This is a genomic window from Pseudomonas sp. Q1 (assembly GCF_009935975.1).
Classification (GTDB): Bacteria; Pseudomonadota; Gammaproteobacteria; order Pseudomonadales; family Pseudomonadaceae; genus Aquipseudomonas; species Aquipseudomonas palleroniana.
On the sequence record NZ_QODI01000004.1, the window covers coordinates 331,781 to 353,774 of the forward strand.

Annotated in this window: 26 protein-coding genes; all 26 read right to left on the bottom strand. The window is 55.3% G+C overall.

Features of this window, described 5'->3' with window-relative positions; all coding sequences use genetic code 11:
- Window position 1 precedes the first annotated feature (1 nt).
- The 26 genes from rpmD to rpoB all read right to left on the bottom strand — a co-directional run bounded on the left by rpmD (window position 2) and on the right by rpoB (window position 21,825).
- Complete coding sequence (gene rpmD / locus DK870_RS08920; protein ID WP_003176408.1) at window positions 2-178, bottom strand: 50S ribosomal protein L30; 177 nt, start codon at window positions 176-178, stop codon at window positions 2-4.
- Between the two features lie 2 nt (window positions 179-180).
- A complete protein-coding gene (rpsE, locus tag DK870_RS08925; RefSeq protein ID WP_003176409.1) occupies window positions 181-681 on the bottom strand; it encodes a 30S ribosomal protein S5 in 501 nt (166 codons plus the stop codon).
- A gap of 3 nt (window positions 682-684) precedes the next feature.
- Window positions 685-1,035, bottom strand: coding sequence for a 50S ribosomal protein L18 (gene rplR / locus DK870_RS08930; RefSeq protein ID WP_003186037.1), 351 nt, complete (start codon window positions 1,033-1,035; stop codon window positions 685-687).
- 10 nt (window positions 1,036-1,045) lie between these two features.
- A complete protein-coding gene (gene rplF / locus DK870_RS08935) occupies window positions 1,046-1,579 on the bottom strand; it encodes a 50S ribosomal protein L6 (RefSeq protein WP_003176412.1) in 534 nt (177 codons plus the stop codon).
- A gap of 12 nt (window positions 1,580-1,591) precedes the next feature.
- A complete protein-coding gene (gene rpsH, locus DK870_RS08940) occupies window positions 1,592-1,984 on the bottom strand; it encodes a 30S ribosomal protein S8 (RefSeq protein WP_010206883.1) in 393 nt (130 codons plus the stop codon).
- A gap of 208 nt (window positions 1,985-2,192) precedes the next feature.
- Complete coding sequence (gene rpsN / locus DK870_RS08945) at window positions 2,193-2,498, bottom strand: 30S ribosomal protein S14 (RefSeq protein ID WP_003176414.1); 306 nt, start codon at window positions 2,496-2,498, stop codon at window positions 2,193-2,195.
- Window positions 2,499-2,511: 13 nt separating this feature from the next.
- Window positions 2,512-3,051: a 50S ribosomal protein L5 gene (gene rplE / locus DK870_RS08950; RefSeq protein ID WP_003194642.1), complete on the bottom strand. Its 540-nt coding sequence runs from the start codon at window positions 3,049-3,051 to the stop codon at window positions 2,512-2,514.
- A gap of 22 nt (window positions 3,052-3,073) precedes the next feature.
- A complete protein-coding gene (rplX, locus tag DK870_RS08955; RefSeq protein WP_007896770.1) occupies window positions 3,074-3,388 on the bottom strand; it encodes a 50S ribosomal protein L24 in 315 nt (104 codons plus the stop codon).
- An 11-nt stretch (window positions 3,389-3,399) separates the two neighbouring features.
- A complete protein-coding gene (rplN, locus tag DK870_RS08960) occupies window positions 3,400-3,768 on the bottom strand; it encodes a 50S ribosomal protein L14 (RefSeq protein WP_002555479.1) in 369 nt (122 codons plus the stop codon).
- Between the two features lie 23 nt (window positions 3,769-3,791).
- A complete protein-coding gene (rpsQ, locus tag DK870_RS08965; RefSeq protein ID WP_003176419.1) occupies window positions 3,792-4,058 on the bottom strand; it encodes a 30S ribosomal protein S17 in 267 nt (88 codons plus the stop codon).
- A gap of 2 nt (window positions 4,059-4,060) precedes the next feature.
- On the bottom strand, window positions 4,061-4,252 hold the full coding sequence (gene rpmC / locus DK870_RS08970) for a 50S ribosomal protein L29 (protein WP_002555481.1): 192 nt from the start codon (window positions 4,250-4,252) through the stop codon (window positions 4,061-4,063).
- Window positions 4,252-4,665, bottom strand: coding sequence for a 50S ribosomal protein L16 (gene rplP / locus DK870_RS08975; RefSeq protein WP_003176421.1), 414 nt, complete (start codon window positions 4,663-4,665; stop codon window positions 4,252-4,254). Before rplP ends, rpmC begins: the two co-directional genes overlap by 1 nt.
- Before the next feature lie 12 nt (window positions 4,666-4,677).
- Entirely contained in the window at window positions 4,678-5,364 is a 687-nt protein-coding gene (gene rpsC, locus DK870_RS08980; protein ID WP_003176422.1) for a 30S ribosomal protein S3, read from the bottom strand.
- 13 nt (window positions 5,365-5,377) lie between these two features.
- A complete protein-coding gene (rplV, locus tag DK870_RS08985; RefSeq protein ID WP_003103908.1) occupies window positions 5,378-5,710 on the bottom strand; it encodes a 50S ribosomal protein L22 in 333 nt (110 codons plus the stop codon).
- Between the two features lie 11 nt (window positions 5,711-5,721).
- Entirely contained in the window at window positions 5,722-5,997 is a 276-nt protein-coding gene (gene rpsS, locus DK870_RS08990) for a 30S ribosomal protein S19 (protein ID WP_002555486.1), read from the bottom strand.
- Window positions 5,998-6,013: 16 nt separating this feature from the next.
- Complete coding sequence (rplB, locus tag DK870_RS08995) at window positions 6,014-6,838, bottom strand: 50S ribosomal protein L2 (RefSeq protein ID WP_003186055.1); 825 nt, start codon at window positions 6,836-6,838, stop codon at window positions 6,014-6,016.
- A 14-nt stretch (window positions 6,839-6,852) separates the two neighbouring features.
- Window positions 6,853-7,152, bottom strand: a complete 300-nt coding sequence (gene rplW / locus DK870_RS09000; protein WP_002555488.1) for a 50S ribosomal protein L23 — start codon at window positions 7,150-7,152, stop codon at window positions 6,853-6,855.
- Window positions 7,149-7,751 (bottom strand): 50S ribosomal protein L4, encoded by a 603-nt coding sequence (rplD, locus tag DK870_RS09005; RefSeq protein ID WP_003176424.1) that lies wholly within the window; start codon window positions 7,749-7,751, stop codon window positions 7,149-7,151. Before rplD ends, rplW begins: the two co-directional genes overlap by 4 nt.
- A gap of 12 nt (window positions 7,752-7,763) precedes the next feature.
- Window positions 7,764-8,399, bottom strand: coding sequence for a 50S ribosomal protein L3 (gene rplC / locus DK870_RS09010; protein WP_003194649.1), 636 nt, complete (start codon window positions 8,397-8,399; stop codon window positions 7,764-7,766).
- Window positions 8,400-8,480: 81 nt separating this feature from the next.
- Window positions 8,481-8,792, bottom strand: coding sequence for a 30S ribosomal protein S10 (gene rpsJ, locus DK870_RS09015; protein WP_003186070.1), 312 nt, complete (start codon window positions 8,790-8,792; stop codon window positions 8,481-8,483).
- A 157-nt stretch (window positions 8,793-8,949) separates the two neighbouring features.
- The gene (gene tuf / locus DK870_RS09020) at window positions 8,950-10,143 is read right to left on the bottom strand and encodes an elongation factor Tu (RefSeq protein WP_060755286.1); all 1,194 of its coding nucleotides are present in this window, start codon (window positions 10,141-10,143) and stop codon (window positions 8,950-8,952) included.
- 30 nt (window positions 10,144-10,173) lie between these two features.
- Window positions 10,174-12,279 carry an elongation factor G gene (gene fusA / locus DK870_RS09025; RefSeq protein ID WP_060755287.1) on the bottom strand — a complete coding sequence of 702 codons (2,106 nt, stop codon included), beginning with the start codon at window positions 12,277-12,279 and terminating at the stop codon, window positions 10,174-10,176.
- Between the two features lie 30 nt (window positions 12,280-12,309).
- Entirely contained in the window at window positions 12,310-12,780 is a 471-nt protein-coding gene (gene rpsG / locus DK870_RS09030; RefSeq protein ID WP_002555493.1) for a 30S ribosomal protein S7, read from the bottom strand.
- A gap of 118 nt (window positions 12,781-12,898) precedes the next feature.
- The gene (rpsL, locus tag DK870_RS09035; protein WP_002555494.1) at window positions 12,899-13,270 is read right to left on the bottom strand and encodes a 30S ribosomal protein S12; all 372 of its coding nucleotides are present in this window, start codon (window positions 13,268-13,270) and stop codon (window positions 12,899-12,901) included.
- Window positions 13,271-13,487: 217 nt separating this feature from the next.
- On the bottom strand, window positions 13,488-17,687 hold the full coding sequence (gene rpoC / locus DK870_RS09040; RefSeq protein ID WP_060755288.1) for a DNA-directed RNA polymerase subunit beta': 4,200 nt from the start codon (window positions 17,685-17,687) through the stop codon (window positions 13,488-13,490).
- A gap of 64 nt (window positions 17,688-17,751) precedes the next feature.
- Entirely contained in the window at window positions 17,752-21,825 is a 4,074-nt protein-coding gene (gene rpoB / locus DK870_RS09045; protein ID WP_060755289.1) for a DNA-directed RNA polymerase subunit beta, read from the bottom strand.
- Window positions 21,826-21,994 lie beyond the last annotated feature (169 nt).

Here is a 21,994-nt window from a genome sequence, read left to right on the forward strand (position 1 = left end):
ATTAACCCTCTACACGCAGCATGTAGTAAGCCTTGTTGATCATCCCGCGATTCTCGGGAGTATCCTGGACTTCTACAGTGTGACCGATGCGACGCAGACCCAAACCTTTAACGCACAGTTTGTGGTTAGGGATGCGGCCGGTCATGCTTTTGATCAGCGTTACTTTAACGGTAGCCATGATCAGAAGATCTCCTTGACAGTCAGGCCACGCTTGGCAGCGATGGACTCAGGAGATTGCATAGCTTTCAAACCCTTGAAAGTGGCGTGAACCACGTTTACTGGGTTAGTCGAGCCATAGCACTTGGCCAGAACGTTCTGAACGCCAGCAACTTCGAGGACAGCACGCATAGCGCCGCCAGCGATGATACCGGTACCTTCAGAAGCAGGCTGCATGTACACCTTCGAAGCGCCATGGGCGGACTTCATTGCGTACTGCAGAGTGGTGCCGTTCAGATCAACTTGGATCATGTTGCGACGAGCAGCTTCCATTGCCTTCTGGATCGCAGCAGGCACTTCACGCGACTTGCCACGGCCGAAGCCAACACGCCCTTTACCATCACCTACCACGGTCAACGCGGTGAAAGTGAAGATACGGCCGCCTTTAACGGTTTTGGCTACGCGGTTAACTTGAACCAGCTTCTCAATGTAGCCTTCGTCGCGCTTTTGGTCGTTATTTGACATAACTTAGAACTCCAGCCCAGCTTCACGAGCAGCATCAGCCAGCGCTTTAACGCGGCCGTGGTACTTGAAGCCAGAGCGGTCGAAAGCCACTTGCGAGACGCCAGCGGCCTTAGCACGCGTAGCGACCAGCTGGCCAACCTTTGTGGCCGCGTCGATGTTGCCGGTGGCACCATCACGCAGTTCTTTATCCAAAGTCGAGGCGCTTGCCAGGACTTTGTTGCCGTCGGCCGAGATGACCTGGGCGTAGATGTGCTGCGACGAGCGGAACACGCAGAGACGCACGACTTCGAGTTCGTGCATTTTCAGGCGTGCTTTGCGAGCGCGACGCAGTCGAGTAACTTTTTTGTCGGTCATTTGCTATGCCCTACTTCTTCTTGGCTTCTTTACGACGGACGACTTCGTCCGCGTAGCGCACACCTTTGCCTTTGTACGGCTCTGGTGGACGGAAGTCGCGGATCTCAGCGGCCACTTGACCTACCAGCTGCTTATCGATGCCCTTGATCAGGATATCGGTCTGGCTAGGGGTCTCAGCGGTGATGCCTTCCGGCAGTTCGTAATCCACTGGGTGCGAGAAGCCAAGGGCCAGGTTCAAAACCGTGCCTTTTGCTTGCGCTTTGTAACCAACACCGACCAGCTGGAGCTTACGCTCGAAGCCTTGGCTTACGCCTTGGACCATGTTGTTTACCAACGCACGCGTGGTACCGGCCATTGCGCGAGTTTGTTGATCGCCATTGCGAGCGGCAAAACGCAGCTCACCGGCTTCTTCAACGATCTCAACGGACGAATGGATGTTCAGTTCAAGAGTACCCTTGGCACCCTTCACCGAAAGCTGTTGGCCTGCGAATTTGACTTCGACACCGGCTGGCAGCTTAACGGGGTTCTTAGCGACGCGAGACATGCTTATCCCCCCTTAGAACACAGTGCAAAGAACTTCGCCGCCGACACCGGCAGCGCGCGCAGCACGATCAGTCATCACACCTTTGTTGGTGGAGACGATAGACACGCCCAGACCGCCACGAACTTTCGGCAGATCTTCAGCGGACTTGTACTGACGCAGGCCTGGACGGCTAACGCGCTTCACTTCCTCGATGACCGAACGGCCTTCGAAGTACTTCAGCTCGATGGACAGCAGTGCTTTTACATCGCTGCTGATCTGATAACCCGCAATGTAGCCTTCGTCTTTCAGGACTTTGGCAACAGCTACCTTCAACTTGGAAGATGGCATGCTTACGACGGACTTTTCAGCCATCTGGGCATTACGGATACGAGTTAGCATGTCCGCTAACGGGTCCTGCATACTCATGGGCTAGACGCTCCTAATACAAAAAAATTAGCCTTGCGGCTACATATGTCGCCGAGAATCTCCGGGCATAGAAAACACGGGCTCAGGCGAGCCGGGTATTCTAGACACACTCCGGAAATGAAACAAGCCCCAAAAGGGGCTTGTTCCAGATTCAAGGTCACCGGTGGTCGTTATCTTGCGACGCCAACCACCTGGACTTTGAAAGTACTTACCAGCTGGCTTTAACCAGACCTGGTACGTCACCACGCATTGCCGCTTCACGCAGTTTGTTACGGCCGAGGCCGAACTTGCGGTAAACGCCGTGTGGACGACCGGTCAGGCGGCAGCGGTTACGCATGCGCGAAGCGCTTGCGTCACGTGGCTGCTTCTGCAGGGCAACTGTAGCTTCCCAACGCGCTTCTGGACTTGCGTTCAGATCAACGATGATTGCTTTCAGTGCTGCACGCTTCTTGGCGTACTTGGCAACCGTGAGCTGACGCTTCAGCTCGCGGTTTTTCATGCTCATCTTGGCCATGGTCCTACTCCAATCAGTTGCGGAACGGGAATTTGAAAGCACGCAGCAGGGCGCGACCTTCATCATCGTTCTTGGCAGTGGTGGTCAGGGTGATGTCCAGACCGCGGAGAGCATCGATCTTGTCGTAGTCGATTTCCGGGAAGATGATCTGCTCTTTCACGCCCATGCTGTAGTTACCACGACCATCGAAGGACTTGGCATTCAGGCCGCGGAAGTCGCGAACCCGAGGCAGGGAGATCGACAGCAGACGATCCAGGAATTCGTACATACGCTCACGGCGCAGAGTTACCTTGACGCCGATCGGCCAACCTTCACGGACTTTAAAGCCAGCGATGGATTTCCGAGCGTAGGTCACAACGACTTTTTGGCCGGTGATCTTTTCCAGGTCAGCAACAGCGTGCTCGATGACTTTTTTGTCGCCGATCGCTTCGCCCAGACCCATGTTCAGGGTGATTTTGGTAACGCGCGGAACTTCCATCACGTTCCCAAGCTTAAGTTCTTCCTTAAGCTTAGGGGCGATTTCCTTCCGGTAAATCTCTTGTAGTCGTGCCATGGTCTTATCTACCTAGCAGTGTTCAAGCATCAACCGCTTTTTGGGTCGACTTGAAGACACGAATTTTCTTACCGTCTTCTACTTTGAAACCAACGCGATCAGCCTTGTTGGTTTCGCCGTTGAAGATGGCGACGTTAGAAGCGTGCAGTGGCGCTTCTTTCTCGACGATACCGCCCTGTACGCCCGACATCGGGTTAGGCTTGGTATGACGCTTGACCAGGTTCAGACCACCAACGACCAGACGGTCGTCCGCGAGAACCTTCAGCACCTTACCGCGCTTACCTTTGTCTTTGCCGGCGATCACGATGATCTCGTCGTCACGACGAATCTTTTGCATGTCGGATCTCCTTACAGCACTTCTGGGGCGAGCGAGACGATCTTCATGAACTTCTCAGTACGAAGTTCACGGGTCACTGGCCCAAAGATACGGGTGCCGATCGGCTCTTGCTTGTTGTTCAGAAGAACAGCAGCGTTGCCATCAAAGCGGATAATGGAGCCATCTGCACGGCGTACGCCGTGACGAGTGCGGACTACAACAGCAGTCATCACTTGGCCTTTTTTTACCTTACCGCGAGGAATTGCTTCCTTCACGGTAACTTTGATGATGTCACCGATACCAGCGTAACGACGATGGGAGCCACCCAGCACCTTGATGCACATAACGCGGCGAGCGCCGCTGTTATCGGCCACATCGAGCATGGATTGAGTCTGAATCATATAATTTCTCCGACCCCTAGTCCTTAGACTTCCACAGCGCGTTCGAGAACATCAACCAGCGCCCAAGACTTGGTCTTGGCCAGCGGACGAGTTTCACGAATAGTGACTTTGTCGCCGATGTGGCACTGATTGGTTTCGTCGTGCGCGTGCAGCTTAGTCGAACGCTTAACATATTTACCGTAGATCGGGTGCTTAACGCGACGCTCGATCAGAACGGTGATGGTTTTGTCCATCTTGTCGCTGACAACACGGCCAGTCAGCGTACGGACAGTCTTTTCGGCTTCAGCCATGATCACTTACCTGCCTGCTGGTTGAGCACAGTCTTCACGCGAGCGATGTCACGCTTAACTTGCGAGAGCAGATGAGACTGCCCCAACTGGCCAGTTGCTTTCTGCATACGCAGATTGAACTGGTCGCGCAGCAGGCCGAGCAGTTGCTCGTTCAGCTGCTGTGCGGATTTTTCACGAAGTTCATTCGCTTTCATCACATCACCGTCCGTTTAACAAAGGAGGTGGCGAGCGGCAGCTTTGCAGCAGCCAGGGCGAAAGCCTCACGCGCCAGCTCTTCAGAAACACCCTCGATTTCATACAGGACTTTGCCTGGTTGAATCTGGGCAACCCAGTATTCCACGTTACCCTTACCTTTACCCATCCGAACCTCGAGAGGTTTTTTGGAAATCGGCTTGTCCGGGAATACACGGATCCAGATCTTGCCACCACGTTTTACGTGACGGGTCAGAGCACGACGCGCTGACTCGATCTGACGAGCGGTGAGACGACCACGAGCTACAGACTTCAGCGCGAACTCGCCGAAGCTGACTTTGCTACCGCGCTGAGCCAGACCACGGTTGTGGCCTGTCATCTGCTTGCGGAACTTCGTACGCTTAGGTTGCAACATTTGGCGTACCCCTTACTTAGCAGCTTTTTTACGAGGCGCTGGTGCTTGTGGTTTCAGTTCTTCTTGGCGACCACCAATTACTTCGCCTTTGAAGATCCAAACCTTTACACCGATCACACCGTAAGTGGTGTGAGCTTCGTAGTTGGCATAGTCGATGTCGGCACGCAGGGTGTGCAGTGGCACACGACCTTCGCGATACCATTCAGTACGTGCGATTTCAGCACCGCCGAGACGACCGCTCACTTGGATTTTGATGCCTTTGGCACCAATGCGCATTGCGTTCTGTACGGCACGCTTCATAGCGCGACGGAACATTACGCGACGCTCCAGCTGCTGAGCTACGCTCTGCGCAACCAGCATACCGTCGAGCTCCGGCTTGCGGATCTCTTCGATATTGATGTGCACAGGCACACCCATTTGCTTGGTCAGGTCCTGACGCAGTTTCTCAACATCTTCACCTTTCTTCCCGATAACGATACCTGGACGAGCGGTGTGGATGGTGATACGTGCAGTTTGGGCCGGACGATGGATATCGATACGGCTTACGGACGCGCTTTTTAGTTTGTCTTGGAGATACTCACGCACCTTCAGATCAGCGAACAAGTAGTCCGCATAAGTCCGACCGTCTGCGTACCAGACGGAGGTGTGCTCCTTGACGATTCCCAGGCGAATGCCAATGGGATGTACTTTCTGACCCATCTCTTCGACTCCGTTACTTGTCAGCAACCTTGACAGTGATATGGCAAGACCGCTTGACGATGCGATCAGCACGGCCTTTGGCACGTGGCATGATGCGCTTCAGCGAACGCCCTTCGTTAACGAAAACGGTGCTGACTTTCAGGTCATCAACGTCTGCGCCTTCGTTATGCTCGGCGTTGGCTACGGCCGACTCCAGCACTTTCTTCATGATCTCGGCGGCTTTCTTACTGCTGAAAGCCAACAGGTTGAGCGCTTCGCCCACCTTCTTCCCGCGGATCTGGTCGGCGACCAAGCGGGCTTTCTGGGCGGAGATTCGAGCGCCCGACAACTTAGCGGCTACTTCCATTTCCTAACCCCTTAACGCTTGGCTTTCTTGTCTGCCACGTGCCCACGATAAGTGCGGGTACCGGCGAACTCGCCCAGTTTGTGGCCGACCATGTCTTCGTTAACGAGAACTGGGACGTGTTGACGACCGTTGTGTACTGCGATGGTCAGACCGACCATTTGTGGCAGGATCATCGAACGACGCGACCAGGTCTTAACTGGTTTGCGATCGTTCTTTTCCGCCGCCACTTCGATCTTCTTCAGTAGGTGAAGATCAATAAAAGGACCTTTTTTCAGAGAACGTGGCACTGTCGTATCCCTCTATTTACTTGCGACGACGGACGATCATTTTGTCGGTACGCTTATTACCACGAGTCTTCGCGCCCTTAGTCGGGAAGCCCCATGGCGATACCGGATGACGACCACCAGAGGTACGACCTTCACCACCACCGTGTGGGTGGTCAACCGGGTTCATGGCAACACCACGAACGGTTGGGCGAACGCCACGCCAGCGTTTGGCACCAGCTTTACCCAACGAACGCAGGCTGTGCTCGGAGTTCGAGACTTCGCCCAGGGTCGCACGGCATTCAGCCAGCACTTTACGCATCTCACCAGAACGCAGACGCAGGGTCACGTAGACACCTTCACGAGCGATCAGCTGAGCCGAAGCACCAGCGGAACGAGCGATTTGCGCGCCTTTACCTGGCTTCAATTCGATGCCGTGTACGGTGCTACCAACTGGAATGTTGCGCAGTTGCAGAGCGTTGCCCGGCTTGATCGGTGCCAGAGCACCTGCGATCAGCTGGTCGCCAGCGCTCACGCCTTTAGGGGCGATGATGTAGCGACGCTCGCCATCTGCGTACAGCAGCAGAGCGATGTGAGCAGTACGGTTTGGATCGTATTCGATACGCTCGACAGTGGCAGCGATGCCATCTTTGTCGTTGCGACGGAAGTCGACCAGACGATAATGCTGCTTATGGCCACCACCGATGTGACGAGTGGTAATACGACCATTGTTGTTACGACCACCAGACTTCGATTTCTTCTCGAGCAGCGGTGCGTGAGGAGCGCCTTTATGCAGCTCCTGGTTGACCACCTTGACCACAAAACGGCGGCCAGGGGAAGTCGGTTTGCATTTAACGATTGCCATGATGCACCCCTTCCTTACTCAGCACTGCTGCTGAAATCGAGATCTTGGCCTGGCTGAAGGGAGATAACTGCCTTCTTCCAGTCATTACGCTTGCCCAGACCGCGAGCAGTGCGCTTGCTCTTACCCAGAACGTTCAGGGTAGTAACACGCTCTACTTTCACGCTGAACAGGCTTTCGACGGCCTTCTTGATTTCCAGCTTGGTTGCGTCAGTTGCAACCTTGAAAACGAACTGGCCTTTCTTGTCAGCCAGAACCGTAGCCTTTTCGGAAACGTGCGGGCCAAGCAGAACTTTAAATACGCGTTCCTGGTTCATCCCAGCAGCTCCTCGAATTTCTTCACGGCCGACACGGTGATCAACACCTTGTCGTATGCGATCAGACTAACTGGATCGGAACCTTGCACGTCACGTACATCAACGTGTGGCAGGTTACGAGCAGCCAGGTACAGGTTCTGATCAACAGCTTCCGACACGATCAAAACGTCGGTCAGGCTCATGTTGTTCAGTTTGCCCAGCAGATCTTTGGTTTTCGGGCTTTCAACAGCGAAGTCCTGAACCACGACCAGACGGTCAGTACGCACGAGTTCAGCAAGGATGGAGCGCAGAGCTGCGCGGTACATCTTCTTGTTGAGCTTCTGCGAGTGATCCTGCGGACGAGCTGCGAAAGTGGTACCGCCGCCACGCCAGATTGGGCTACGGATAGTACCAGCACGAGCACGGCCAGTACCTTTCTGACGCCAAGGGCGCTTACCGCCACCACGAACGTCGGAACGGGTCTTTTGCTGCTTGCTACCTTGACGGCCGCCGGCCATGTAGGCCACGACTGCTTGGTGAACCAGCGTCTCGTTGAATTCGCCGCCAAATGTCAGTTCGGAAACTTCGATCGCTTGAGCGTCATTTACATTTAATTGCATGTCAGCTTCCCCTTAACCGCGAGCCTTGGCCGCTGGACGTACAACCAGGTTGCCGCCAGTAGCGCCAGGAACAGCACCCTTGACCAACAACAGATTGCGTTCAGCGTCGACGCGCACTACTTCGAGGGACTGCACGGTCACGCGCTCAGCGCCCATATGACCGGACATTTTCTTGCCCTTGAATACACGACCAGGAGTCTGGCACTGGCCAATAGAGCCCGGGACGCGGTGGGAAACGGAGTTACCGTGAGTGTTGTCTTGGCCACGGAAATTCCAACGCTTGATCGTACCCTGGAAGCCTTTACCCTTGGACTGACCGGTTACATCAACCAGTTGACCAGCGGCGAAGATTTCAGCGTTGATCAGATCGCCAGCCTGGTAGTCGCCGTCTTCGAGACGGAACTCCATGACAGTACGACCAGCTGCAACGTTTGCTTTAGCGAAGTGACCTGCTTGAGCAGCAGTCACGCGCGAAGCACGACGCTCGCCGACAGTGACTTGCACTGCACGATAGCCATCGGTTTCTTCAGTTTTGAACTGGGTGACGCGATTCGGCTCGATCTCAATGACCGTGACCGGAATGGAGACACCTTCTTCGGTGAAAATACGGGTCATACCGCATTTACGACCGACTACACCAATAGTCATGTTGTAAACCTCATGAGTGTACGGGGCTTTCACCCGCTATGGCCGCCCATTTCAGAGCGTTACACGACTAAGACCCAAGTCTTAGCCGAGGCTGATCTGTACTTCCACACCGGCCGCCAGATCGAGCTTCATAAGTGCATCAACGGTTTTATCCGTTGGCTGGACGATGTCCAGTACGCGCTTATGAGTACGGATCTCGTACTGGTCACGCGCGTCTTTGTTGACGTGCGGGGAGACCAGAACGGTGAACCGCTCTTTACGGGTAGGCAGTGGAATTGGACCACGCACTTGAGCACCAGTACGTTTCGCGGTTTCCACGATTTCCTGGGTGGATTGGTCGATCAGGCGATGGTCAAAAGCCTTCAACCTGATACGGATTTGCTGATTTTGCATTGGATTTCAGACTCCGGCTGCTATTCCCACCGGGCGCAATGCACCCGTTAAAAGGAGGCGCAATTCTATAGACGCCCCAGATAGGTGTCAACCCAATAAAAAAGCCCCCGCTGAGCGGGGGCTTTTCAAAGCATCGAAGCCATCTCAGGAGAGATGCTTACTCGATGATTTTAGCTACAACACCAGCACCAACGGTACGGCCGCCTTCACGAATAGCGAAGCGCAGACCGTCTTCCATTGCGATGGTCTTGATCAGGGTAACTTCCATTTGGATGTTATCGCCTGGCATTACCATTTCAACGCCTTCTGGCAGCTGGCAGTTACCAGTCACGTCAGTAGTACGGAAGTAGAACTGTGGACGGTAGCCTTTGAAGAACGGAGTGTGACGACCGCCTTCTTCCTTGCTCAGAACGTAAACTTCTGCGGTGAACTTGGTGTGCGGCTTAACCGAACCTGGCTTAACCAGAACCTGACCACGCTCAACGTCGTCACGCTTGGTGCCACGCAGCAGAACGCCGCAGTTCTCGCCAGCACGACCTTCGTCGAGCAGTTTGCGGAACATCTCAACACCGGTGCAGGTGGTGGTGGTGGTGTCACGCAGACCAACGATTTCCAGCGGATCTTGAACGCGAACGATACCGCGCTCGATACGACCAGTCACAACAGTACCGCGACCAGAGATCGAGAACACGTCTTCGATTGGCATCAGGAACGGCTTGTCGGTCAGACGAACTGGCTCTGGGATGTAGCTGTCCAGAGTTTCTACCAGCTTCTTAACAGCGGTAGTACCCATTTCGTTGTCGTCTTTGCCTTCCAGAGCCATACGAGCAGAACCGATGATGATCGGAGTGTCGTCGCCTGGGAAGTCGTAAGTGCTCAGCAGATCGCGCACTTCCATCTCAACCAGTTCCAGCAGCTCAGCGTCGTCTACCAGGTCAGCCTTGTTCAGGAAAACCACGATGTACGGAACGCCTACCTGACGGGACAGCAGGATGTGCTCACGGGTCTGTGGCATCGGACCATCAGCGGCCGAGCAAACCAGGATCGCGCCGTCCATCTGGGCAGCACCGGTGATCATGTTCTTCACATAGTCAGCGTGACCTGGGCAGTCAACGTGAGCGTAGTGACGGATCAGCGAGTTGTATTCAACGTGCGCGGTGTTGATGGTGATACCACGAGCTTTTTCTTCTGGTGCGCTGTCGATCTTGTCGAATTCAACTACGGCCGAACCGAAAACTTCGGAGCAGACGCGAGTCAGAGCAGCGGTCAGAGTGGTTTTACCGTGGTCAACGTGGCCGATGGTGCCAACGTTTACGTGCGGTAGGGAACGATCAAATTTTTCTTTAGCCACGACAATTAACTCCTTGCCTAAAGGACTGAATCAGCCTTGTTTTTTGGATACAGTTTCAGCGATGTGCGCCGGAGCTGTGTTGTATTTTTTGAATTCCATAGAGTAGCTTGCGCGACCCTGGGACATGGAGCGAACGTCGGTCGCATAACCGAACATCTCACCCAACGGAACCTCGGCGCGAATCACTTTGCCGGAAACCGTGTCTTCCATACCCAAGATCATGCCGCGACGACGGTTAAGGTCGCCCATGACATCACCCATATAGTCTTCAGGTGTAACAACTTCTACCGCCATGATTGGCTCAAGCAACTCACCACCGCCCTTCTGGGCCAGTTGCTTGGTTGCCATGGAAGCAGCCACCTTAAACGCCATCTCGTTGGAGTCGACGTCGTGGTAAGAACCGTCAAAAACGGTTGCTTTCAGGCCGATCAGCGGATAGCCGGCAACAACACCGTTCTTCATCTGCTCTTCGATACCCTTCTGGATAGCAGGGATGTATTCCTTAGGAACAACACCACCCACTACTTCGTTCAAGAATTGCAGACCTTCCTGACCTTCGTCAGCAGGAGCAAAACGGATCCAGCAGTGACCGAACTGACCACGACCGCCGGACTGACGAACGAACTTGCCTTCGATTTCACAGTTCTTCGTGATGCGCTCACGATAGGAAACCTGAGGCTTACCGATGTTGGCTTCGACGTTGAACTCACGGCGCATCCGGTCAACCAGGATGTCCAGGTGCAGCTCGCCCATGCCGGAGATGATCGTTTGACCAGTCTCTTCATCAGTCTTGACACGGAAAGATGGATCTTCCTGAGCAAGCTTGCCCAGAGCGATACCCATTTTTTCCTGGTCATCCTTGGTCTTAGGCTCTACGGCAACCGAAATAACCGGCTCCGGGAAGTCCATGCGAACCAGGATGATTGGCTTGGCAGCGTCGCACAAAGTCTCACCAGTGGTGACGTCCTTCATGCCGATCAGGGCCGCGATGTCACCAGCGCGAACTTCCTTGATCTCCTCACGGGCGTTTGCGTGCATCTGCACCATACGACCCACGCGCTCTTTCTTGCCTTTAACCGAGTTGATCACGCCGTCGCCGGATGCCAACACGCCCGAGTAAACGCGGACGAAGGTCAAGGTACCCACGAATGGGTCGGTAGCGATCTTGAACGCCAGAGCCGAGAACGGCTCGCTGTCGTCAGCATGACGCTCCATCTCTTCTTCCTCGTTATCAGGGTTGGAACCCTTGATAGCAGGAATGTCGGTTGGAGCAGGCAGGAAGTCGATAACGGCGTCGAGAACCAGGGGAACACCCTTGTTCTTGAAGGAAGAACCGCAAACAGCCAGGACGATTTCGCCAGCGATAGTACGCTGACGCAGAGCGGCCTTGATTTCCGCGTTGGTGAGCTCTTCACCTTCGAGGTACTTGTTCATCAGCTCTTCGCTGGCTTCGGCAGCAGCCTCAACCATGTTGTTGCGCCACTCGTCAGCCAGCTCTTGAAGCTCGGCAGGGATAGGCTTGCGAACAGGAACCATGCCTTTGTCAGCGTCATTCCAGTAAACAGCTTCCATGTTGATCAGATCGATCTGACCCTGGAAGTTATCTTCGGAACCGATAGCCAATTGGATTGGCACCGGAGTGTGACCCAAACGCTGCTTGATCTGACCGATCACGCGCAGGAAGTTGGCGCCAGCACGGTCCATCTTGTTTACGTAAACAAGACGTGGAACGCCGTATTTGTTGGCCTGACGCCATACGGTTTCCGACTGAGGCTCAACACCCGAGGTACCGCAGAACACAACGACAGCGCCGTCGAGTACGCGCAGGGAACGTTCAACTTCAATAGTGAAGTCTACGTGGCCTGGGGTATCGATTACGTTGAAGCGGTGCTCGTCTTTGTACTGCTTCTCGGAACCTTTCCAGAAGGCGGTAATGGCAGCAGAAGTAATGGTAATACCACGCTCCTGCTCCTGAACCATCCAGTCTGTGGTCGCGGCGCCATCATGCACCTCGCCCATTTTGTGACTTTTGCCGGTGTAAAACAGTACGCGCTCGGTGGTGGTGGTTTTACCAGCATCCACGTGAGCGACGATACCGATGTTACGGTAGCGGCTAATCGGAGTAGTACGAGCCATAAAGCCCTCGCAAAATTAGTGAAGCTAAAATTAGAAGCGGTAGTGCGAGAAAGCTTTGTTAGCTTCAGCCATACGGTGCACGTCTTCACGCTTCTTAACAGCAGCACCTTTACCTTCGGCAGCGTCCAACAGTTCGCCAGCCAAACGCAGAGCCATAGACTTCTCGCCGCGCTTACGGGCGAAGTCTACCAACCAGCGCATTGCCAGAGCGTTACGACGGGACGGACGAACTTCAACCGGAACCTGGTAAGTAGCACCGCCTACACGGCGCGACTTCACTTCGACCAGCGGAGCGATGGCGTCGAGAGCTTTCTCGAAGATTTCCAGGGGGTCGCTGTTCTTGCGTTCTTTAACCTTTTCCAGCGCGCCATAAACGATACGCTCGGCAACGGCTTTCTTGCCGCTTTCCATCACGTGGTTCATGAACTTGGCCAGAATTTGGCTTCCGTATTTTGGATCGTCAAGCACTTCGCGCTTGGCTGCTACGCGTCTTCTTGGCATGGATAAGCCCTCAAACGGTCTTCAGGTTCGCTCGGAATCGGTGCCCTTTCGGGACGCCTCCGACCTTACTCTTATCGACTCAGAAAATAAGATGATTCAGTTTTACAAAAAGCCGCTACTACTTAGGCTTCTTGGTACCGTACTTCGAACGACCCTGGTTACGACCTTTAACGCCGGAAGTATCCAAGGAGCCGCGTACGGTGTGGTAACGAACACCTGGCAAGTCTTTTACACGACCGCCGCGGATCAGTACCACGCTGTGCTCTTGCAGGTTGTGGCCTTCACCACCGATGTACGAGGAAACCTCGAAACCGTTGGTCAGACGCACACGGCATACTTTACGCAGTGCCGAGTTAGGTTTTTTCGGCGTGGTGGTATACACACGGGTGCATACGCCACGACGTTGCGGGCAGTTCTGCAGCGCAGGTACGTCGGATTTCTCGACGATACGCTTACGCGGCTGACGTACCAGCTGGTTGATAGTTGCCATCTACTAGCTCCACTGTTGTCTTGCGACGCTATTGTCTTGCAAGAAAAGCAAAATGGCAGGAACGCATTCCCGCCAAATTTAGGGGTACAAGAGTCTAAAGAGGATCTTGCCCCCAGTCAAGGCAAGGCCCCGACCTCCCCTTCCATCGAACCGGGGCAAAAATGCTTCGATCCGACGAATGGGGGCTGCCAGGGCCCAGACTTATTTATCGCAGAACTCAGTTACCGCTAGAGTTCAGCGCTTCGGTCAGTGCAGCTTCCACTTCACTGGCGCTAACGCGCAGCGGCTTGTCAGCATCACGGCGACGCTTACGCTCGCTGTGGTATGCCAAACCGGTACCCGCCGGGATCAGACGACCCACGACCACGTTTTCTTTCAGGCCGCGCAGGTAATCGCGCTTGCCGGTTACCGCTGCTTCGGTCAGTACGCGAGTGGTCTCCTGGAAGGAGGCCGCCGAGATGAACGACTCAGTGGACAACGACGCCTTGGTGATACCCAGCAGCACGCGAGTGAACTTGGCGACGAACTTGTCTTCGGTTGCCAGCTTCTCGTTCTCTACCAGTACGTGAGTCAGTTCCATCTGGTCGCCCTTGATGAAGCTGGAATCGCCGGACTCGGAGATCTCAACTTTACGCAGCATCTGACGCAGGATGGTCTCGATGTGCTTATCGTTGATCTTCACGCCTTGCAGGCGGTAAACGTCCTGGATCTCGTTGACGATGTACTTGGCGAGCGCACTCACACCCAGCAGACGCAGGATGTCGTGTGGATCGCTCGGACCGTCGGAGATAACTTCGCCGCGGTTTACCTGCTCGCCTTCGAACACGTTCAGGTGACGCCACTTCGGAATCAGCTCTTCATACGGATCGCTACCGTCGTTCGGGGTAATGACCAGACGGCGCTTGCCCTTGGTCTCTTTACCGAACGCGATGGTGCCGCTGACTTCAGCCAGAATCGACGCTTCCTTCGGACGACGAGCTTCGAACAAGTCGGCAACACGCGGCAGACCACCGGTGATGTCACGGGTCTTCGAAGTTTCTTGCGGGATACGCGCGATAACATCACCGATCGCGATCTTCGCACCATCCGCTACACCGACCAGGGCGTTGGCTGGCAGGAAGTACTGAGCGATTACGTCAGTGCCTGGCAGCAACAGATCCTTGCCGTTGTCATCAACCATCTTGACGGCAGGACGGATGTCTTTACCGGCAGCTGGACGATCTTTCGGATCGAGAACTTCAATGTTGGTCATACCGGTCAATTCGTCAGTCTGACGCTTGATCGTGATGCCTTCTTCCATGCCCACGTAGGTCACGGTACCTTTCATTTCGGTAACGATCGGGTGAGTGTGCGGGTCCCACTTGGCCACGATTGCGCCAGCGTCGACCTTGTCACCTTCTTTAACCGAAATCACAGCACCGTACGGCAGCTTGTAGCGCTCACGCTCACGACCGAAGTCATCAGCGATTGCCAGCTCACCGGAACGGGAAACGGCAACCAGGTGGCCATCCACTCGCTCAACGTGTTTCAGGTTGTGCAGACGGACGGTACCGCCATTTTTCACCTGAACGCTGTCAGCTGCGGAGGTCCGGCTTGCCGCACCACCGATGTGGAACGTACGCATCGTCAACTGGGTACCCGGCTCACCGATGGACTGGGCAGCGATTACGCCAACCGACTCACCAATGTTCACCTGGTGACCACGAGCCAGGTCGCGGCCGTAGCACTTGGCGCAAATGCCATAGCGGGTTTCGCAGCTGATCGGCGAACGAACGATCACTTCGTCGATGCTGTTGAGTTCGATGAACTCGACCCACTTCTCATCAACCAGAGTGCCGGCAGGAACGATAACTTCCTCGGTACCCGGCTTGAATACGTCACGGGCAATAACACGACCCAATACGCGCTCACCCAGCGGCTCTACAACGTCACCGCCTTCAATGTGCGGAGTCATCAGCAGGCCATGCTCGGTGCCGCAATCGATCTCGGTTACAACCAGATCTTGTGCAACGTCTACCAGACGACGAGTCAGGTAACCGGAGTTAGCCGTTTTCAACGCGGTATCCGCCAGACCTTTACGAGCACCGTGAGTGGAGATGAAGTACTGAAGTACGCTCAAACCTTCACGGAAGTTCGCAGTAATCGGCGTTTCAATGATGGAACCGTCCGGCTTGGCCATCAGGCCACGCATACCGGCGAGCTGACGGATCTGCGCAGCAGAACCCCGTGCACCCGAGTCGGCCATCATGTACATCGAGTTGAAGGACTCTTGCTCAACTTCGTCGCCGTGACGGTCGATGACTTTCTCTTTCGAGAGGTTGGCCATCATCGCCTTGGAAACTTCGTCGTTCGCCTTGGACCAAAGGTCGATTACCTTATTGTACTTCTCGCCCTGGGTTACCAGGCCGGACGCATACTGGCTCTCGATTTCTTTCACTTCGTCGGTGGCGGCACCGATGATGCGGGCTTTTTCATCCGGGATAACGAAGTCGTTAACACCGATGGAAACGCCGGAAATGGTCGAATAAGCAAAACCGGTGTACATCAACTGGTCAGCGAAGATAACGGTCTCTTTCAAACCCACCACGCGGTAGCACTGGTTGATCAGCTTGGAGATCGCCTTTTTCTTCATCGGCAGGTTGACGACGTCGTACGACAGACCTTTTGGCACAACTTGATACAACAGCGCACGGCCGACAGTGGTGTCGACGATACGGGTGTTGGTCACGCTGCCGCCGTCACGGTCGTTGACGGTTTCGTTGATCCGCACTTTGACCTTGGCATGCAGCGCGGCTTCGCCGGCACGGAACACACGGTCAACTTCTTGCAGGTCAGCGAACACACGACCTTCGCCCTTGGCGTTGATCGCTTCACGAGTCATGTAGTACAGACCCAATACAACGTCCTGCGACGGAACGATGATTGGCTCACCGTTGGCTGGCGACAGAATGTTGTTGGTCGACATCATCAACGCACGCGCTTCCAACTGGGCTTCCAGTGTCAGCGGTACGTGCACGGCCATTTGGTCGCCGTCGAAGTCGGCGTTGTACGCAGCACAGACCAGAGGGTGCAGCTGGATAGCCTTGCCTTCGATCAGTACCGGTTCAAACGCCTGGATACCCAGACGGTGAAGGGTCGGTGCACGGTTGAGGAGAACCGGGTGTTCGCGAATCACTTCAGCGAGAACGTCCCAAACCTCTGGCAGTTCGCGCTCGACCATTTTCTTGGCCGCTTTGATGGTGGTCGCGAGACCGCGCATTTCCAGCTTGCCGAAGATGAACGGCTTGAACAGCTCGAGAGCCATCTTCTTAGGCAGACCGCACTGGTGCAGACGCAGGGTCGGGCCTACGGTAATTACCGAACGACCGGAGTAGTCAACACGCTTACCGAGCAGGTTCTGACGGAAACGACCTTGCTTACCCTTGATCATGTCAGCCAAGGATTTCAGAGGACGCTTGTTGGAACCGGTGATAGCGCGGCCACGACGACCGTTGTCGAGCAGGGCATCGACAGCTTCCTGCAACATACGCTTTTCGTTGCGCACGATGATGTCCGGAGCGGACAGATCAAGCAGGCGCTTCAAGCGGTTGTTACGGTTGATCACGCGGCGGTACAGGTCGTTGAGGTCGGACGTTGCGAAACGGCCACCATCCAACGGTACCAGCGGACGCAGGTCTGGCGGCAGAACCGGCAGAACGGTCAGCACCATCCACTCTGGCAAGTTACCGGAGCCTTGGAAGGCTTCCATCAACTTCAGACGCTTGGACAGCTTCTTGATCTTGGTTTCAGAGTTGGTTTGCGGAATTTCTTCACGCAGACGACCAATCTCGTGTTCCAGGTCGATAGCGTGCAGCAGTTCGCGGACAGCTTCGGCACCCATGCGGGCATCGAAATCGTCGCCGAACTCTTCCAGCGCTTCGAAGTACTGCTCGTCGTTCAGCAGCTGACCTTTTTCAAGGGTGGTCATGCCTGGGTCGATAACGACATAGCTCTCGAAGTAGAGAACGCGCTCGATATCACGCAGGGTCATGTCCATCAGCAAGCCGATACGGGACGGCAGCGATTTCAGGAACCAGATGTGGGCAACCGGCGAAGCCAGTTCGATGTGCGCCATGCGCTCACGACGAACTTTGGCCAGCGCAACTTCAACGCCGCACTTCTCGCAGATCACACCACGGTGCTTCAAGCGCTTGTACTTACCGCACAGGCACTCGTAATCCTTTACCGGGCCAAAGATCTTGGCGCAGAACAGGCCGTCACGCTCAGGTTTGAACGTACGGTAGTTGATGGTTTCCGGTTTTTTAACTTCACCGAACGACCACGAACGGATCATCTCAGGCGATGCCAATCCAATACGGATGGCGTCGAACTCTTCGACTTGACCCTGGTTTTTCAGCAAATTCAGTAGGTCTTTCAAGGCCTTTCCTCCTGGCGGAGCAGAGAGCGGGCTAAACAGCCCCGCTCTCGATTCGCGTCACGTGTTATTCGGTTTCCAGATCGATATCGATGCCGAGGGAACGAATTTCTTTGATCAACACGTTGAAGGACTCGGGCATGCCCGGCTCCATACGGTGATCGCCGTCCACGATGTTTTTGTACATCTTGGTCCGACCGTTCACATCGTCCGACTTCACTGTGAGCATTTCTTGCAGAGTGTAAGCAGCACCGTATGCTTCCAGTGCCCAGACCTCCATCTCCCCGAAACGCTGACCACCGAACTGAGCCTTACCACCCAGCGGCTGCTGGGTAACCAGGCTGTACGAACCGGTAGAACGAGCGTGCATCTTGTCGTCTACCAAGTGGTTCAGCTTCAGCATGTACATGTAGCCAACAGTAACCGGGCGCTCGAACTTGTTGCCGGTACGACCGTCGAACAGCTGCATCTGGCCGCTTTCTGGCAGGTCTGCCAGTTTCAGCATGGCCTTGATTTCGCTTTCCTTGGCACCGTCGAACACCGGGGTAGCCATTGGAACGCCGCCGCGCAGGTTCTTCGCCAGGTCCAGGATTTCCTGGTCGGAGAAGGTGTCCAGCTCTTCGTTGCGACCGCCGATCTCGTTGTAGATCTCGTGCAGGAACTTACGCAGGTCAGCGACCTTGCGTTGCTCTTCGATCATACGATTGATCTTCTCGCCCAGACCTTTGGCCGCGAGGCCCAGGTGGGTTTCGAGGATCTGACCAACGTTCATACGCGAAGGTACGCCCAACGGGTTGAGGACGACGTCGACCGGGGTGCCATTGGCATCGTGCGGCATGTCTTCAACCGGCATGATCACAGAGACCACACCCTTGTTACCGTGACGACCAGCCATCTTGTCGCCCGGCTGGATGCGGCGACGGATTGCCAGGTAAACCTTGACGATTTTCAGCACGCCTGGAGCCAGGTCATCGCCCTGCTGCAGTTTGCGCTTCTTGTCTTCGAACTTGTCGTCCAGCAGACGGCGACGATCAACGATGTAGGCCTGAGCCTTCTCGAGCTGCTCGTTCAGAGCATCTTCAGCCATGCGCAGTTTGAACCACTGGCCGTGCTCAAGACCGTCGAGAACTTCATCGGTGATGTCCTGACCTTTCTTCAGACCTGCGCCACCTTCGGCCTTGTGACCTACCAGAGCGGAACGCAGACGTTCGAAGGTCGCGCCTTCAACGATGCGGAACTCTTCGTTAAGGTCCTTACGGATCTCGTCGAGTTGAGTCTTCTCGATGGACAGTGCACGAGCATCACGCTCAACACCGTCACGGGTGAAGACTTGTACGTCGATGACAGTACCTTTGGTGCCGGTAGGCACACGCAGGGAGGTGTCTTTAACGTCGCTGGCTTTTTCACCGAAGATGGCACGCAGCAGCTTCTCTTCCGGAGTCAGTTGAGTCTCGCCTTTCGGAGTGACCTTACCAACCAGGATGTCGCCTGCGCCAACTTCAGCACCTACGTAAACGATACCGGCTTCGTCCAGCTTGTTCAGTGCAGCTTCACCCACGTTCGGGATGTCCGCAGTGATCTCTTCTGGCCCAAGCTTGGTGTCACGAGCCACACAGGTCAGTTCCTGAATGTGGATCGTGGTGAAGCGGTCTTCTTGAACAACACGCTCGGACAGGCAGATGGAGTCTTCGAAGTTGAAGCCGTTCCACGCCATGAACGCGATACGCATGTTCTGACCCAGAGCCAGCTCACCCATGTCGGTGGACGGGCCGTCAGCCATGATGTCGCTACGCTGAACGCGATCACCTTTGCTCACCAGCGGACGCTGGTTGATGCAGGTGTTCTGGTTCGAACGGGTGTATTTGGTCAGGTTGTAGATGTCGACACCAGCTTCGCCGGTTTCAACTTCGTCATCAGCAACACGAACCACGATACGGCTGGCATCAACGGAGTCGATCACGCCACCACGACGAGCCACGACGCAAACGCCGGAGTCACGCGCTACGTTACGCTCCATGCCGGTACCTACCAGCGGCTTGTCAGCACGCAGGGTGGGTACAGCTTGACGCTGCATGTTGGAACCCATCAACGCACGGTTGGCGTCGTCGTGCTCCAGGAACGGGATCAACGACGCTGCAACCGAAACTACCTGCTTCGGCGAAACGTCCATCAAGGTGACGTCTTCCGGCGCCTTGACGGTGAACTCGTTCAAGTGACGAACAGCTACCAGCTCATCGATCAGGACTTTCTTGTCACTCATCGTGGCCGAGGCCTGAGCGATCACGTGATCAGCTTCTTCGATGGCGGACAGGAAAACGATTTCGTCGGTGACCAGAGCGTCCTTAACCACACGGTACGGGCTCTCGAGGAAGCCGTACTGGTTGGTGCGCGCGTACGCAGCCAAGGAGTTGATCAGACCGATGTTCGGACCTTCCGGCGTTTCGATCGGGCAAACACGACCGTAGTGCGTCGGGTGTACGTCACGAACCTCAAAGCCTGCACGCTCACGGGTCAGACCACCTGGGCCCAGTGCGGATACACGGCGCTTGTGGGTGATCTCGGAGAGCGGGTTGTTCTGGTCCATGAACTGCGAGAGCTGGCTGGAACCGAAGAACTCTTTCACCGCCGCAGCCACTGGCTTGGCGTTGATCAGGTCTTGCGGCATCAGGCCTTCGCTTTCAGCCATCGACAGACGCTCTTTGACCGCACGCTCAACACGCACCAGGCCAACGCGGAACTGGTTCTCGGCCATTTCGCCGACGCAGCGAACGCGACGGTTACCCAAGTGGTCGATGTCGTCGACGATGCCTTTGCCGTTACGGATGTCGACCAGGGTCTTCAGGACCGCAACAATGTCTTCCTTGCACAGTACGCCCGAACCTTCGATCTCGGTACGACCGATACGACGGTTGAACTTCATCCGGCCGACCGCAGACAGGTCATAGCGCTCAGGGCTGAAGAACAGGTTATTGAACAGGGTTTCGGCAGCGTCTTTGGTCGGTGGCTCACCAGGACGCATCATGCGATAGATCTCGACCAGCGCTTCCAATTGGTTGCTGGTGGAGTCGATCTTCAGAGTATCGGAGATGAACGGACCGCAGTCGATATCGTTGGTGTACAGAGTCTCGATGCGAACAACCTGAGCCTTGGCGATCTTGGCCAGGATCTCGGTGTTCAGCTCGGTGTTGCACTCAGCCAGGATTTCGCCTGTAGCCGGGTGAACGATGACCTTGGCGGTGGTGCGACCCAGAACGTAGTCCAGAGGCACTTCCAGCTCTTTGATACCGGCTTTTTCGATCTGGTTGATGTGGCGCGCAGTGATACGGCGACCAGCCTCAACAATAACCTTGCCCTTCTCGTCCTGGATATCCAGAACGGCAATTTCACCACGCAGGCGCGAAGGCACCAATTCCAGGCTGAGGGTTTCACCCTTCAGGCTGAATACGTTGGTGGTGTAGAAGGCATCCAGCACTTGCTCAGTGGTATAACCGAGTGCGCGCAGCAGTACCGAGGCCGGCAGCTTGCGACGACGGTCGATACGCACGAACACGCAGTCTTTCGGGTCGAACTCGAAGTCCAACCACGAACCGCGGTACGGAATGATCCGCGCGGAGTACAGGAGCTTACCGGAGCTGTGCGTCTTGCCGCGGTCGTGGTCAAAGAACACGCCCGGGGAACGGTGCAGCTGGGAAACGATTACACGCTCGGTACCGTTGATTACGAAGGTACCGTTTTCAGTCATCAATGGGATTTCGCCCATGTAGACTTCTTGCTCTTTGATGTCCTTGATCGCTTTGTTCGACGATTCTTTATCGAAAATGATCAGGCGGACTTTTACCCGCAACGGTACGGCGTACGTAACACCGCGCAACACGCATTCTTTGACATCAAATGCCGGTTCGCCCAGGCGATAACCGACGTACTCCAGCGCAGCATTGCCGGAGTAGCTGATGATCGGGAAAACGGATTTGAAGGCCGCATGCAGGCCCACGTCGCGGAACTGATCTTTGGTCGCTCCCGCCTGCAAGAATTCACGATACGAATCCAGCTGGATAGCCAGAAGGTACGGGACATCCATGACGTCCGGCAACTTGCTAAAGTCCTTGCGGATACGTTTTTTCTCAGTATATGAGTAAGCCATCAGCGTTCCCCAGCTTGGTCACCTGCTTGTTTGGCCCCTCCGACGGGAGCAGCCAGAAAATCTTGCAAACCCCATGGTTTGCACCACCGCATCGGGTGGCTACAGCGCGTTAATGGCGGCGACCGAGTCGACAGCCAAGAACGGAAAAAGGCCGGTGGCAAGAGCCACC